Here is a 16,198-nt window from a genome sequence, read left to right as displayed (position 1 = left end):
CTTTGTGTAGTTGACTAATAATTAGTGTTGTTTTTTTTAATTTATAGTTTTTAAATTTATTTTTTAGTTTTAAACTAAAATTGTATTTTAAGCCCCTTGCTTAACCAAATCATTATATGAATACATATACTATAGTACTTGTAGAGTTTTTATTCATATCCTCTAGTATCCTTTTGTTGTTTAAGCTTAGAAAATTATTAGGTTTAGCTCCTCTTTATCTTTTTTTGGGTGCTGTGAGATACCTACAGGTGCTTTCGGTTACAAGGATAAGTTTTACCGACTTAGAAGGAATAACAATTTACCCAGTATCTGTTGTAATATTTAGTTCTCTTCTATTTGCGGTTTTATTAATCTATATTAAAGAAGGTGTTTCTAGTGCTAGAGCTCTTATTTTAGGAATTATCATTTCAAACCTCCTTTTATCTGCATTGTTTGGTATTGCGCATATGCCAAATTTGGACAACATAGAGTCATCATTTGCTTTTTTAATAAATGATAAATATTTCATTTTGGGTACTATTTTATTGCTACTAGATTTTCTGCTATTGATAATAATCTATCAATTTTTAATTTCAAAAACTAGTAAACAATATTTCTTTTTTATACTCTTTATTTCGTTATTTATAGTTTTTGTTTTTGATGCACTTATTTTTAATGTAACACTATATTATGGTTCTGCTGATTTTGTTAATTTGCTATTAGGTAGTGTTGTAGCTAATGTTTTTGCCGCATTGGTGTTTTCTTTGGTTTTATATGTCTATTTAAAGTATATAGATAATGAGAAAAGTAATACTTATTTAACACCTAATAAAGAGCGAAATGGTTTTTCAATATTGAGGTATGAAAAAGAATATTTAAAAATAAAGGCTGAGAAACAGCAGTTAGAAGAAAATATAGCCTCTCAATTAGAAGCTTCTTTAAATAATATTTCTGATGGGTTTATATCTTTAGATACTAAATGGTGTTTTACTTTTGTTAATAAAAAAGCAGGGGAGTTTATTGGAAGGTTACCCGAAAGTTTAATTGGTAAACATATATGGACAGAATTACCTCAAGGGATTAATACACCTTTTTATAATGCATACTACAAAGCTTTAAATAGCCAAGAAACACAATATATTGAAGAGTTTCATGAAGTGTTAGGTAGGTGGATTAATAGTAGAGTTTATCCGTCACCACAAGGTTTAACTATTTATTTTACAGATATAACAGAACAAAAAAAGGCAGATGCTAATAATCAAATGCTACGTTCTTTAGTAGAAACTAGTGACGATTTTATTGGCTTGGCAACCTTAGAAGGCGACCCTATTTATTTAAATGATAATGGTAGGCAATTAGTAGGGTTGGGAGCATATGAGAAACTGCCAATTTCTATTAAAGATTTTTTCTCTGAGAATTATCATGATATAATAGTAAATAAACATTTACCTGCTATTTTTAGTAAACAATATTGGAATGGAGAAGCGCACTTTAAAAATTTTAAAACAGGTGATTTAATACCAATTGAAATGTCTGGGTTTTTAATTAAACATAAAGAGACAAATAAACCAATAGCACTAGGTATTGTTGCTTCAGATATTTCTAAACGTAAAGAAGCGGAAGAAAAGTTAATAAATAGTGAGCAACTTTTTAGAGGGCTAACATCTAAAGCGCCAACCGGAATATTTCAAACGGACGCAAACGGTTCTTGTAATTATGTAAATGAAAAGTGGCTTGAAAATGCAGGGTTATCTTATGAAGAAGCTATGGGTTATGGTTGGGCTGCAAATATTCATCCTGAAGACAAAGAAAGAGTCGCTAAACAATGGGAAGCATATGTTTTATCAGGAGATAAAGAACTTGAAAATGAATTTAGATTTTTATGTAAAAATAATAAGTGTACCTATGTATCTGTAACTACTGTTGCCACGTACGATGCTCAAAATAATTTATCTGGTTATATAGGAATGCAATTAGATATTACTGAACGTAAGAAAGCTGAAGAAGAATTAATAAAAAGCGAGCAATTATTTAGGCGATTATCTTCTAATGCACCAGTTGGTATTTTTCAAACAGACAAAGATGGCGCTTTCAATTATGTTAACGAAGAATGGATGAAGTGTTCTGGATTAACTTTTGAGGAAGCAATGGGATTTGGCTGGGTTGAAGGTTTGTGTTCAGAAGATAAAGAAAGAGTAATTAATGGCTGGAAAGCAGCTCTATTATCTGGTAAAAATTTCACTATAGATACTAGGTTTGTAGACAAAAGAGGCAAAAAAACCTGGGTTTCAATTAAAGCAGTTGGTTTGCGTGATGCTAACAAAATATTATATGGCTATATAGGAATGCAATTAGATATTACTGAACGCAAGAAAGCTGAAGAAAAGTTAATAAATAGTGAGCAATTATTTAGACGATTATCAGCTAATGCACCTGTTGGCATTTTTGAAACCGACAAAGAAGGAGTTTGTAATTATGTTAATCAAGAATGGATAAAATATTCTGGACTAACTTTTAGCGAGTCTTTAGGTTCTGGTTGGTTAAATGCTATTCATCCGGAGGATAGAGATAGGGTTTTAAGTGAGTGGGAACAAGCTGCTTCTAGTAGGAATGGATTCGTTTCGGACTTTAGGTTGTTAAATAAAAATGGGAACACAAAATGGCTTTCAGCGAAATCAACTAGTTTATATGATTCTAATAATCAATTATATGGATATATAGGTACATTTGTAGATGTTACCGAGCGTAAAGAAGCTGTAGAGAATTTAATAAATAGTGAACAGTTATTTAGACGATTGTCATCTAATGCTCCTGTTGGAATTTTTCAGACAGACAAAGATGGTGTTTGTAACTATGTAAATAAAGAATGGATAAAATATTCTGGATTAAACTTTGATGAAACTTTAGGCTTTGGTTGGTCAAATGCTATACATCCAGAAGATAGAGATGGAGTTCTTAAAAAGTGGCAAAGTGCTATTTCTACAGAAACAGAGTTTGCAACAGATTTAAGGTTTCTTAATGAAAAAAAGGGGATAACAACTTGGCTTTCAGTTAAAGTTGTCAGTTTGTATAATGCTAACAAAGAGTTGTATGGCTATATAGGAACACTTATAGATATTACCAATCGTAAAAAATCTGAAGAGCAAATTATTAAAAGCGAAAAGTATTTAGAGAATATATTAAATAGTATTGGTGACCCTGTATTTGTAAAGGATGATAAAAGCCGAATGTTATTAGTAAATAATGCGCTTTGTTCCATGTTTGGTATGTCTAGAGATGCTATTGTTGGAAAAACATTAGCCGAAAACGTGCCTTTAGAAGAAAGAAATCGTTTTTTAAGTAATGATAAGCAAGTGCTTTTAACAGGTATTGAAAACGTAATAGAAGAAACGTTGAGTTTAGGTAAAAAGACCAGTGATATTCGAACTATTTCTACAAAAAAAACGCGATTTATTGATAATAGTGGAGATAAATTTATAATTGGAGTAATAAGAGATATTACAGAAAGAAAAAAAGCAGAAATTGAATTAAAGGAAAGCGAGGAGAAGTTCTCTAAAGTATTTAAATCAAGTGTAATAGGTTTTTCTATTACAGATTTAGACCACGTTAGGGTTGAAGTTAATGATGCTATGGCAAAGCTGTTAGAGTCAACACGAGAGCATTTACTTGGTAAAACAGGAGAAGAGTCAGGAGTAGATGTATTGAATGCTGCTTTCTATGAGCAAAAAAATAGGTTCGAAGAAAAAATTAAAAAGAATGGTTTCTTAAGTAATGAAACAGTTTACAGGACCTTAATAAGTGGAAAAAAGATAACTACCTTGGTTTCTGTAGAGCTTATAGAAATACAAGGTGTTCCTCACTTTCTTAGTGCAGCAATTGATATTACAGATAAGGAAAATGCAGAAATAGCACTAAAAGAGAATGAAGAAAAATTCTCTAAAGCTTTTAATTCTCATGCTATAGGAAAAGCGATACTTAATAAAGAAAAAAAAATTATTGAAGTAAACGAGGTGCTAGCAGGCATTGTTGGATTTAAAAGAGAAGACTTGTTAGGTAATATAGCAGAAGAAATAGGGCTGTTTAATTTTGACAGTGAAAAAAACAAAGAAAATGAAAATAAGCTATGGAGTGAATTTAGTGAAAAAGGATATGTCTCAAATATTGAATTAAAATACCTAATGAAAGCAGAAAGAGAACTTTATGTATTAATTTCTTTGGAAGCACTTGAGCTAAATAATGAAGGTCATATTTTGTTAACTATTGTAGATATAACTGAAAAGAAAAATATTGAAAAAGAATTAGAAAAACATAGAAATAATCTTGAAGAGCTAGTGAGGTTAAGAACTTCAGAATTAGAAAAAGAAAAAGTGAAAGCGCAGTCTGCAGATTTATTGAAATCGGCCTTTTTAGCAACCATGTCGCATGAATTAAGAACACCTATGAACTCTATTATTGGGTTTACTGGCATTCTATTAAAAGAATTTGCTGGACCTTTAAATACAGAGCAAAAGAAGCAGTTAACCATGGTTAAAAGTAGTGGGCAGAACTTGCTAGGGTTAATTAATGATGTTTTGGATATCTCTAAAATTGAAGCAGGAAAATTAAATATGTCTATTTCTCCTTTTAATTATTTAACAACATTAAAAAATACTATAGACTTCTTATTGCCACAAGCGTCTAAAAAAGGGCTTGTTATTAATTCAGAAATAGCTAGAATAGATATTACTTTAAATAGTGATGAGAGAAGAGTTGAACAAGTATTACTAAATCTATTTTCTAATGCTATTAAATTTTCTAGACAAGGAACTATTATAGTAAAAGTAGATGTTATAGATAATTTGCTTGTAACGCAAATAATAGATCAAGGAATAGGTGTTAGTAAAAAAGATCTTAATAAACTATTTCATCCTTTCATTCAGTTAGATGGAGGATTAAATAGAAGTCATGAAGGCACAGGTTTAGGATTAGCAATTTGTAAAAGTTTAATAGAAAAATTAGGAGGTACAATTAAGGTGCAAAGTAAATTAAAAGAAGGAAGTAATTTTACTTTTAAATTACCATTAGAGCCTATTGATAATAAATAACTTAGAAAAAGCACAATGTTAAAATGCTTATAGTATTTTAGTATAGCTAGAGGTTAATTTACTGTTTGTAAAATATTTATAACTAAATTTATGAAGTCAACAATTTTAATAATCGAAGATAACGAGCAGAATATGTATATGCTATCTTACCTGCTTACTAGAAGCAATTATAATGTAATTGAAGCATTTAATGGGTTAGATGGGTTTAGATTGGCGCATGAACATAATCCGGAAATTGTTTTAATAGATATTCATCTTCCAGATATGGATGGTTATGAAATATGCAATAAATTAAGACATAAAGGCCTTCCTAAAGGCACTACAATAATAGTTGTAACATCTTGTGCAATGAGTGGAGATAGAGAGAAGGCAATAGGGGCTGGTGCAGATGGTTATTTAGAAAAACCAATAAACCCAGAAACATTTGTAAACGAAATGGAAAATATCATTAAGAAGAAATAAAAATGACTAATAAAACTATTTTAATAGTAGACGATACTTTCGAGAACTTATACCTACTTAGAGTAATACTTGAAGAAGCAGGTTTTAATATTATTGAGGCAGGCGATGGTAGTGAGGGGCTAAAAAGGTTGTATGAGAATAATAATGTAGATCTTATTATTTCAGATATTTTAATGCCTGTAATGGATGGGTATCTGTTTTGTCAAGCATGTAAAAAGGAAAACCTATTTAAAAGAATACCATTTGTTTTTTATACCTCAAATTATATTGAAAAATTAGATGAAGATTTTGCGTTAAAATTAGGAGCAGCAAAGTTTTTAAGAAAACCAATAGAGCATGACGAGTTGCTTACTACTGTAAAGGATATTTTAAAAACAGTAAGAACTAAGCCAAAATATAATAAAAAAATAAGAATCTCTGAAGGCGAAGTTTTAAAGCTTTACAGCGAAAGGCTTGTTAATAAACTAGAAAAGAAGAGTTTAGACTTGGGTAAAGAGGTTGTAGAGCGTAAAAGAGCAGAGCAATTATTAATTAATAAAAACGAGATATTAGATTTAATTGCTGTAAACACACCTTTAAAGAAGGTTTTTAAGCAATTACTATTAAACTACGAGTCTGTACACCCAAATTATTTTGGTTCTATTAGCTTAGTGGACGAGGAAGGTAAGTTTCTCCTTTTGGCATCTGCACCATCATTGCCAAAATCATACAATTTGGCCTTAGAAGAATTAGCTATCGAAAATAATACAGGCTCATGTCCTACATCGGCGTATACTAAAAAACCTGTAATAGTTAAAGATATAAGTATAGATAAGTTGTGGGTTAAACATAAAGACTTAGCCTTAAGTCATGGTTTAAAGTCGTGTTGGTCTATACCCATTTTATCGAAGGACAATGCTGTTTTAGGGACTTTTTCAATTTATAGTAAGTCTGTAAATACGCCTACTTTAGATGATATTCAAGAACTTGATTTTGCTGTAAGTTTGGCTAATATTGCAATAGAAAGATATCGAATACTTGCAGAAATTAAAAAGAAAGATGAGTCCTATAAATCCTTAATAGATCAAGCAAGTGATTCTATAGTATCCTATTCATTAGATGGCACAATATATGATTTTAATAAAGCAGCTTATAGAAATTTAGGCTATACTAAAAAAGAGTTTTTAAAATTAAAAATTCAAGATTTTAATACTGGTGATCTTATTCAAAATCCGGATAATCTTAAAAAAATACTTAATGGAGAGTCTATAATTTCTGCCAGGCGGTTCAAATGCAAAGATAAATCTGTTATAGATGTAGAAATATCTTCAAAATTACGAAAGGATGGTAAGATAGTTGCTATTTCCAGAGATATAACAGAGCGTAAAAAAGCAGAAATAAAACTTTTAGAAAGTGAATATAATTTAAGGCAGTCTCAAATAGTTGGTAACATCGGGTCTTATGTTATAGATATAAGTACCATGACTTGGGAAGGTTCTGTTGTGTTATTTAATATTTTTGGTATTGATAAAAATGATCAATCTTATTTAAAGACGATAGGAAATTGGGGTGCACGTATGCATCCAGACGACAGAGAAGGAGTGCTAAGTTATTTTGAATATTGTGTAGTAAACCATAGAAAATTTAACAAGGAATATAGAGTTTTAAAACTAAAGACTAATGAGGAAATTTGGGTCCATGGTTTAGGAGAGTTGCTTTTTGATACCGAAGGGAACTCTGTAAAAATGATTGGTACTATACAGGATATTACCGATCGAAAACAATCAGAAATTAAACTTTTAGAAAGCGAATACAGATTAAGGCAATCTCAAGTAGTTGCTAATATAGGGTCTTATGAGGTGGACTTGAATACAATGACTTGGGAGGGTTCTGTGGTATTAGATGGTATTTTGGGTATAAATGAGTCGTATGTAAAAACAGTTGAAAGTTGGAATAACCGTATTCATCCAGAAGAAAGAGCAGAGTTACTAGGTTATTTTGAAAACTGTATTATAAAGAATAAAAAATTTAATAAAGAATACAGGGTTATAAAGCTGGATACTAAAGAGGAGGTGTGGGTGCATGGTATTGGAGAACTGATTTTTGACAGTGAAGAAAATCCAATAAAATTAATTGGTACAATACAAGATATTACAAGTCGTAAAAAAGTAGAAATAGAACTTCAGGAGAGCGAATACAGTTTAAAGCAATCTCAAGTAGTTGCTAATATTGGGTCTTATATATTAGACTTGAATACAATGACTTGGCAGGGCACTGAAGTGTTAGATAAAATTTTTGGCATAAATGAATCGTTCGAAAAATCGATTAAAGGTTGGAGTAGTCTTATTCATGCAAATGAAAGAGAGGAGGTGCTAAGTTGCTTGATGGATGGTATTACAAATAAGATTAGATTTAATAAAGAGTATAGAGTTTTAAAGGAAGATACCAAAGAAGAAATTTGGGTACATGGTTTAGGAGAAATTATTTATGCTAATGGAGTAGCTGTAAATTTTATAGGGATTATTCAAGATATTACTGAACGTAAAAAAGCAGAATTAGATTTAATAATAGCTAATAAGTTCTCATCAAGTATTTTAAAGTCAATGAGCGAGGGTTTATTTGCTATAAATTTAGATTCAGAAATAATTAGTGCAAACCCATCATTTTGTGAAATGACAGGTTTTTCAGAAAAAGAATTAATAGGTATTAGACGTCCATATCCATTTTCTCCTCCAGAATTAAAAAAAGAGAATAATGAGCGTTATAACTTATTAATGCAAAATAAAAATAAAAAAGATTATGAAAACACTTACATGCATAAAAACGGGAATCGTTTTCCTGTGCATGTTTTAGTTTCAAGTATATATGATGAGAATGGTGTAAAAACCGCAAATTTTGCTACTATTCAAGATATTACCGAGCGTAAAAAAGCAGAAATAGACTTAAAACTTGCAAAAGAATTTAATGACAAGCTTATTGAATCTATGCAAGAAGGGATGCTTATGCTTGATATGTCTGGAAGAATTATAAAAGTAAACGATTCTTTATGTGAAATTTTAGGCTATTCAGAAAAAGAACTAATTGGTCTTGAGTTGCCGTATCCATTTGCTAAAGCAGAGGATCTTAGTGAAATGCAAGGAATTGAGACAAAAGTATCTAAAGGTGAAGCTCCATCATTTCAATTTGAATTTACAAGAAAAAATGGAGAGCAATTTATGGCCTCGTTTTTAGCAGGAAATATAAAAGATGATAATGGAGAGGTTATAGCAATATTTGCGACCGTGAAAGACATATCCGAAGAAGAAAAAGCAAAAAGAATTTTAGAGAACAATGCTGCTAAATCTAAAGAAAAGAAAGATGTTATTTTAGAATTAGCTAACCTTGTTGGTGAAAATATTAATATAACATTTAATAAGATAACGCATCTAGCTGCTAAAACTTTAGATGTAGAAAGAGTTAGTATTTGGAGTTTTAACAAGGATAAGAGCGAGTTGTATTGCGAGAAATTATATTTGCTAAAAAACAAGAAGTACGAAATTGGTGGTGTTTTAAAACAGATTGAGAACCCAAAGTATTTTCAAGCTCTAGAAAGTAAACAAGCAGTTCTAGTCTCTAATGCAGAAAAAGATAGTATTACAAAACGGTTAGCAAAAGAGTATTTAATCCCAAATAATATTAAATCCCTTATGGATGTTGTTATTAATAGTGCAAACGGGCATTATGGTATAGTTTGCTTCGAGCATGTTGGTGACGATTTAAGAGATTGGTCTGTCGAGGATCAAGCGTTTTCAACTTCTATTGCAAGTATAGTATCGTTAATGGTTGAGAGTACAGAACGAAAAGTAGCTGAAAATAAAACTTCAATTGCTAATCAGAAATTAACAGAAGCTAATAAAGAGTTAAACGTATTAAGAAACCAATTAGAGCAAGAAAACATGTATCTAAGAAATGAGTTAGATTTAGTTTTTAACTATGAAGAGATGGTATATGGTAGTATAGAGTTTAGTAATGTGCTATCAGAGGTTGAAAAAGTCGCACCAACAACAGCAACAGTTCTGTTGTTAGGAGAATCTGGCACAGGAAAAGAGCTTTTAGCTAGAGCAGTACATAATACAAGTTTACGTAATAAAAAACCATTAATTAAAGTTAATTGCTCAGCTATACCTCGAGAGTTAATTGAAAGTGAGTTGTTTGGTCATAAAAAGGGATCCTTTACAGGAGCGATTAATGATAAAATAGGAAAATTTGAGTTAGCAGATGGAGGTACTTTGTTTTTAGATGAAATAGGTGAGTTGCCACTAGATATGCAACCCAAAATATTAAGATTCTTACAAGAAGGAGAAATTGAAGTTGTTGGTGGTACTACTGGGTTAAAAAAATTAGATGTTAGAGTAATTGCGGCAACAAACAGAGATCTTAAAGCAGAGGTAGAAAAGAAACAGTTTAGAGAAGATTTATATTTTAGACTTAATGTGTTTCCTATAGAAGTGCCGCCTTTAAGAAAGCGAAAAGACGATATTCCTTTATTGGTTGAGCATTTTGTAGATAAATTTAATAAAGCTTATGGAAAAAGTATTAAGTATATTCCAGATGATGCTATGAGTAAGTTAAAAGCATATAATTGGCCAGGAAATATTAGAGAATTAGAAAATTTAATAGAACGCGCCTCAATAGTATCGACTAGCGATACTTTGTTAATTCCAGGTTTTGAGTCTTCTACGCAAAAATCTAAGTCAATTAGTAAAAAAGATTTGTCCTTAGATTCTGTGCAGCGTAATCATATAATACAGATTCTAGAGCAATGCAATTGGAAAATTAGTGGTCCCAAAGGAGCGGCAATAATACTAAATTTAAAGCCCAGTACATTGAGAGATAGAATTACTAAATTAGAGATAACAAAAGCGTAATAAATTAATGTAATACCACTAATTATAGTAGTTCGTCTTTAAAAATGCGGTACGTCGATATTTCATAGTGTTCAATAAAATTGTATTTAAATCACAAATATCTAGCAATTAGTGTTTTGTGATTTTTTTTGTTTGTAAATGAGTTTTTGGTATTTGTATTGGAATACATTTTTAAAATAATATTACTAGTAAGCATGAAGTTAACACGCGATAATAGTTCTGTTTTAGGCTTTTAAAACCATTAATAATAAACCAAAATTGCAAACAATCTTAACCTGCTTAATTTTTTAAAATTTAAAACCTCATTTAAAAACGCTTTTATTAGTTACAGTTATTTGTTTTAATTATTGTGCATTCTCTCAAGTAGGAGTTTGCACTTCTGGTTCTGAGCTTTCTTCAATTTTAGATATTAGTTCAACAGATAAAGGAGTGTTAGCGCCAAGGATGACTACGGCTCAAAAATCAGCAATAACAAGTCTTGCAGGTGGTTTGTTGGCGTACGATATGACAGAAAGTAGCTTTTTTTTTACGATTCAAGTGGTTGGGGAAGAATGGCTGTAGAAAAACGAAATAATCATAAGCTAATTAAATTTGTTGCAGATTTAAGTGATGAGCTTGTAACTGGAGGAGGTAGTGAGTCTTTATTAACAGTAAATACCTTATATGTAATAAATGGGATAATTACTTTGGTGTACTCAATAGATTTAAATAATGTCTACATTAGGGTTAGACACTAATGAAGATGTTTTATTAAAATCTGGATAAACAATGTTTGTTGGAGCTTTTTGGAGGTAGTATAAATGGAATAACAATTACTGCGCCATGAGAAACTATTTTTAATATGACCGGAAGTGATGCATAAAATTTGCTGTTTAGAGATTCTATTGTCGCAAATTTTCTATCAGTAGGTACTATCGATGGATTTGGATTGTTTTTTTTTAAGTATTGTTCAGTTTTCAGGAAATATAACAGGGATAACATATAATAATGATACAGATTTATTATTGAGTAATATGGGATGGTTTCCTAATAACTTAGGAACTTACGAAACATTTACTAATCTTGAAAAACAAGGTGGTTTCTCTGAAGTAAACGGCTCTACCATTGGATTAGATGTTAGTAGCAATCCTGTAGAGGAAAACGAAGTATTTTCAAATGTTAGTTTTAGAGGAACTAGTACACAGTATGTTAAAAAGTACACTACTGGCTCGTTTGCAGGATGTAGTTTTAATAATACATGGACAGTAGATTATCCTAGAATACCTATAGATTCAGATGAGGTTGCAACAGGTCATATTTATTATGATGGAACTATTACAACAGGTTTTGTACAATCAGTTTTATCCGGAAGCCCATATAATCTTTCTGTAAATTTACTTAGGGTGTCCTCACCACAAGATAATAGAATAACATATTTAGGGAAGAAAACGAAAACATTCCAAGCAAGTGCTTCATTGTCTGTTACGAGTAACGTTAATTTAGGTGACTACTATGCGTTTTTTATAGGAAAAAACGGAACAACTACATTAACTTAAACTAATATATTAATGAGAGTTAATCTCTTAGAAGATATTATTAGTAATTCAATTTCTGCAACCGTGGAGTTAGAGCCAAATGATTATCTTGAAATTTGGGAGCAAAAACTAGTAGGTTTTTTTTTTTTTTTTTTTGCCTTTTTCTTCAATAACTGTTTTTTCTTTAAACCTTAATATAAAATAAATTATTAATACTTAATAAGTGTCAATAGAGGCGCTTTCTGTTTAGTACTATTTAAGAGATATTTTGACTGTTAAAAAAAAAACAAAAAATTCAACTGCCATAAGTACTGAAAATCAGATGGTTTAATACGTTAAGCCGATTGTTTTTAATGATTTAGTTAATCGTATTTACTAATGTGTAGTCTTGTTTTCTTTAGGCGTTTCAATTAATTCTAACCACCTAAAATGGTTTTGGTCTCCAAAATTGATTCGTTGAATACTAGATGTTGATTTTAATTAAAGTTATAAGGTGGTATTTGCCAAGCTTAGCCTTTAGAATGTCGTGTTAATCTAGAACTTTTAAGAGCCCTGTAAAACTAACGGTAATCCGTTGATTCCTATGTTTGTATTAAATAGATTTCGCGGTATATCGTACAATATAGTATTGCTGTAATTATACGTAATCATTGTTAAGCCTTTTAAATAGGCGGTTTAAAATATTTTTTTGTTTTAAAACACATTGCGGCACCTCTATTGGAGTTGATTTCTAAAAGTGATAATAATGAAAAACGAAATACAAATAAACAATATTAAGTTTTGGGTAGACCAAAACATTATTTATTGTAAGTTTTATAATGATTTTGATAAAAATTATTTTCATGATGGTTTTGAAGATATATTTTACGAAGCTATTTCCATATTGTCTAATGGAACTTATTTGCCTGTGATATTTGATTTAAGAGGGCTTAAAAGTTTGGTTTTGGTAAAACTATTCAAGTTGTTATCAAATAGCTCTAAACTTGAAAAGACGGTCTTATCAAAAGTGTTTTTAATTGAAAGCCAAAAACGAAAAATTATTCTTTCATTTTATTTAATGTTTCGTGATACTAATGTGCCTAATTTAATTTTTATGGAATCTGATTTAGCAATAAAATATAGTAATCATAATTATGCACTCTTTAATTCTTTAAGCTATGACCATTAATAGGGGAAACATGATTGAGATTGGGTTTTCTAAATTTTGGACAGACAATGGTGTTCTTTACTGTCAGTTTAGAAATGAAAATGCTAATTATAAATTTGAGTTAGATACAGTAAAGCTATTTATAAAAGTAATAGATAAACTATGTAACGGAGAGCCTATGCCTTTTCTAGTTGATTCAAGAGATTTTCAAGGCGTTTTTACTCGTGAAATATCAAATTTATTGGCTACTTCGCCAATATTAGTTAAGCTAAGAATTTCTGAAGCATTTGTTCTCAATTCTATTGGAATAAAACTAGTAATAACTTCTTATAAAAGAATTTACGAACCTATAACTCCTTTTTGTGTGTTTAGTGACATGGAAGCCGCAAAAAAGTATTGCATAGAAACTAAAAACAAATTTTATGGAAGCGATTAAATATAACTTATCTAATGTGCTCAATAATAATATGCTAGATCATGTTGTTGAAAGCGCTATAGTTTCAGTAACAGATTCATTGGGTAGAATAGAATTTGCTAATGATAACTTTTGTAAGATTTTAGAATGTGATGCTAATAGGATTATTGGTGAAACACACGAATTATTAAAATCTCCGCTCCATACTGGAAAAATATATAAAAATTTATGGAGAACAATAAAAAAGAGAAATAAGTGGAATGGGATTTTAGCAGACTTCTCTACTACTGGGAAGGAGTTTTGGTTAGATACTACAATTATTCCAATAGTAAATGAAGGAGAGAAAACGCTAAAATATCTATCAATTTATAAAGATGTTACTAAGTATTATAAAAAAAACACTGAGCTTTTAAAAACTGAATTAGTAAATAAGGATTTTTTAGAAGCGATGCCTTTACAAGTGTTTACTATTTCTAAGCATGGTAAGATTTTGAATGCGAATAAGAGTTTTTGTAATAAAGAAATTGGTGAGTTAATTAACACCTATATATATGATTATTTTATTCCTACAACTTTTGAGTCCTTTAAAGAGAATATAGATAAAGTTTTTGTCGATAAATTAACACATCAGTTTGAGTTATTTGATTATGATGCTCAGGGAAGAAAAGTGTTTTATTCCGTAGTAATTTCTCCTAATTCTAGAAAGATGGGAGAGGTTCTTTCTGCAACGATCGCTCTTTATGAGATAACCAAATTTAAAGGCCTTAGTAATAATCTTAGAGATAGTGAAGCTAAATTTAGATCAATATATCAATCTATTAATGTTGGCGTTATTGTCGTAGCAGACGGTAAAGGGAATATTACGGCATGGAATAAAGGAGCTGAGGCTGCTTTTGGTTATACAGAAGAAGAAATAATTGGTAGATCACTAACCGTTTTAGTGTCTAAAAAATTCAGAAATATTAACGAGTTGTTAAGGTCTGTTAGTAAGATTAAAAAGAAAGAAAATGTAGACATTATAGAAATGTGTTGCTTGCGTAAAAGCGGTGAAGTATTTCCGGTAGAATTTGCCCTAAGTAGTGGTAGTGTAAACGAGGATGATTTTTATTGTGCCATGATGTTCGATATAACAGAGCGTAAAGCTTTGCAGAACAGGTTAAAACAGAAAACTAAAGACCTTGAGTTGTTTTTGTATCGCTCTGCTCATGATCTTAAGTCTCCTTTTTCTTCAGCAGAAGGACTTGTTAATCTGCTTAAAGAAGAGAGAGTCAATGATAAAGTAGTGTTTTTAACAGGTATGTTAGATTCCGTTATAAAAAATGGAAAGGAATTGTCAGAAAATCTTTCTCAAGCCTCTAGTATTTCGGTTAATAAAAGTGAGTTTAAAAAAATTAATTTTTCTAGCGCTATAGATGACATATTGATGTCGTTGCGCTGTGAAAACAAATTGGGTAATATAAAAGTAAATATTAATGTCGTAGATGCTTTTGGGTTTTATTCTAGTCAAGAAATGATAAACTCTATTCTTCAAAATTTAATTTATAATGCCATAAAATACTCTGTAGCGCCAAATGGAAACTTTAAGTCTTATGTAAATATAACGGTAAAAACTTTTGAAGAAAAGGTGGTAATAACCGTAGAGGATAATGGTGTTGGAATATGTAAAACGAAGATTAATAAGATCTTCGATTTGTACTACAGGGCTAATAAGTACAATGTGCCAGGTCACGGTTTAGGGCTTTATATCGTTAAAAACATAGTAGATAATTTAAAAGGAGTAGTAACAGTTGAAAGTTATGTTAATAGCGGCTCTATTTTTGAAATTGTTTTGCCTAATAATATCTAAATAAAATTTAAAGTATGGACATAATGATAATTGACGATAGTAAGATTGACTTGTTTGTAAGTCAGAAAATTATTGAAAAGGTTAATTCAGATTGTAATATTGAAATATTCGCAAGTGGAAGTTCTGCTATAAATTTTCTAAAAAAGTCAGGAGGTAAAACATGTCAAAAAATATTTGTTCCCGATGTTATTTTTTTAGATATAAATATGCCAGAGATGGATGGGTTTCAATTTTTAAAAGAATTTAGTAAGCTTAGTAATGTAGATAAAAAAGATATTAAAATACATGTGTTATCCTCATCAACTAACTCTCAGGATATTAAAAAGACTCAAGAGAATAAGTATTGTGCTGGCTTTATTAATAAACCGCTTACAGCTACTAGTCTTAATAAAGTAATAGTTAGATATAGACCATATCTTAAAATGTTTGATTATCAAGCAGATGATGTTAATTTAAAAAGAAAAGTAAAACTAGTAGAATAGACTAATAGATTTTACATGTAGATTATTAACGACGATATCTTGATATAGGCAATAGTTCACTTAGTTTGGTTGGATAATAGTGATCCCTAAATCTAAAATAATTGTGAATTTATTGAGAGTGCCATAGTTAAAAATAAAAAAACAGCCTGTTTGAGGTGGATAAAGAGAGGTGTTAATTACTAACAATATTGGTTGAAATAGATAGTTGTTATGCTTTACCTACTTATTTTTAAATACTTATATAAAACCAAAAAACCCGATTCAGATGAATCGGGTTTTTAGTGGTGGTGCCTCCAGGAATCGAACCAGGGACACAAGGATTTTCAGTCCTTTGCTCTACCAACTGAGCTAAGGCACCAGTAGCAATAAATTGCGAGTGCAAA

The 16,198-nt window shown here is 30.3% G+C and carries 9 protein-coding genes and 1 tRNA gene; 9 read left to right on the top strand and 1 reads right to left on the bottom strand.

What is annotated here, in order from left to right:
• The first annotated feature begins 116 nt into the window (after positions 1-116).
• The 9 genes from CW733_RS10105 to CW733_RS10045 all read left to right on the top strand — a co-directional run bounded on the left by CW733_RS10105 (position 117) and on the right by CW733_RS10045 (position 15,815).
• Entirely contained in the window at positions 117-5,063 is a 4,947-nt protein-coding gene (locus tag CW733_RS10105; protein WP_100997065.1) for a PAS domain S-box protein, read from the top strand.
• A 90-nt stretch (positions 5,064-5,153) separates the two neighbouring features.
• The gene (locus CW733_RS10100; RefSeq protein WP_100997064.1) at positions 5,154-5,525 is read left to right on the top strand and encodes a response regulator; all 372 of its coding nucleotides are present in this window, start codon (positions 5,154-5,156) and stop codon (positions 5,523-5,525) included.
• 2 nt (positions 5,526-5,527) lie between these two features.
• Entirely contained in the window at positions 5,528-10,411 is a 4,884-nt protein-coding gene (locus CW733_RS16630; protein WP_232730347.1) for a PAS domain S-box protein, read from the top strand.
• A 551-nt stretch (positions 10,412-10,962) separates the two neighbouring features.
• Complete coding sequence (locus CW733_RS10070) at positions 10,963-11,148, top strand: hypothetical protein (protein WP_100997063.1); 186 nt, start codon at positions 10,963-10,965, stop codon at positions 11,146-11,148.
• A gap of 186 nt (positions 11,149-11,334) precedes the next feature.
• Complete coding sequence (locus CW733_RS10065; RefSeq protein WP_157811566.1) at positions 11,335-11,946, top strand: hypothetical protein; 612 nt, start codon at positions 11,335-11,337, stop codon at positions 11,944-11,946.
• A 724-nt stretch (positions 11,947-12,670) separates the two neighbouring features.
• Positions 12,671-13,093 carry a hypothetical protein gene (locus tag CW733_RS10060; protein WP_100997061.1) on the top strand — a complete coding sequence of 141 codons (423 nt, stop codon included), beginning with the start codon at positions 12,671-12,673 and terminating at the stop codon, positions 13,091-13,093.
• Entirely contained in the window at positions 13,083-13,508 is a 426-nt protein-coding gene (locus CW733_RS10055) for a hypothetical protein (protein ID WP_100997060.1), read from the top strand. Before CW733_RS10060 ends, CW733_RS10055 begins: the two co-directional genes overlap by 11 nt.
• Complete coding sequence (locus CW733_RS10050) at positions 13,495-15,333, top strand: PAS domain S-box protein (RefSeq protein WP_100997059.1); 1,839 nt, start codon at positions 13,495-13,497, stop codon at positions 15,331-15,333. The genes CW733_RS10055 and CW733_RS10050 overlap by 14 nt, the downstream gene beginning before the upstream one ends.
• Positions 15,334-15,347: 14 nt before the next feature.
• Positions 15,348-15,815 (top strand): response regulator, encoded by a 468-nt coding sequence (locus CW733_RS10045; RefSeq protein WP_100997058.1) that lies wholly within the window; start codon positions 15,348-15,350, stop codon positions 15,813-15,815.
• Positions 15,816-16,097: 282 nt separating this feature from the next.
• Here the strand turns inward: CW733_RS10045 and CW733_RS10040 are convergent.
• Positions 16,098-16,173, bottom strand: a tRNA-Phe gene (locus tag CW733_RS10040).
• Between the last annotated feature and the right edge of the window lie 25 nt (positions 16,174-16,198).

It is taken from the genome of Lacinutrix sp. Bg11-31 (assembly GCF_002831665.1).
Classification (GTDB): domain Bacteria; phylum Bacteroidota; class Bacteroidia; order Flavobacteriales; family Flavobacteriaceae; genus Lacinutrix.
The sequence above is the reverse complement of the archived record's forward strand: the minus strand, read 5'-3'. Positions and strand labels throughout refer to the sequence as shown.

What these genes read in the sequence shown, in the direction of transcription:
- CW733_RS10045 (WP_100997058.1), top strand. Translation starts at nt 15,348, where the DNA reads ATGGACATAATGATAATTGACGATAGTAAGATTGACTTGTTTGTAAGT.
- CW733_RS10055 (WP_100997060.1), top strand. Translation starts at nt 13,083, where the DNA reads ATGACCATTAATAGGGGAAACATGATTGAGATTGGGTTTTCTAAATTT.
- CW733_RS16630 (WP_232730347.1), top strand. Translation starts at nt 5,528, where the DNA reads ATGACTAATAAAACTATTTTAATAGTAGACGATACTTTCGAGAACTTA.
- CW733_RS10105 (WP_100997065.1), top strand. Translation starts at nt 117, where the DNA reads ATGAATACATATACTATAGTACTTGTAGAGTTTTTATTCATATCCTCT.
- CW733_RS10100 (WP_100997064.1), top strand. Translation starts at nt 5,154, where the DNA reads ATGAAGTCAACAATTTTAATAATCGAAGATAACGAGCAGAATATGTAT.
- CW733_RS10070 (WP_100997063.1), top strand. Translation starts at nt 10,963, where the DNA reads ATGGCTGTAGAAAAACGAAATAATCATAAGCTAATTAAATTTGTTGCA.
- CW733_RS10050 (WP_100997059.1), top strand. Translation starts at nt 13,495, where the DNA reads ATGGAAGCGATTAAATATAACTTATCTAATGTGCTCAATAATAATATG.
- CW733_RS10060 (WP_100997061.1), top strand. Translation starts at nt 12,671, where the DNA reads ATGAAAAACGAAATACAAATAAACAATATTAAGTTTTGGGTAGACCAA.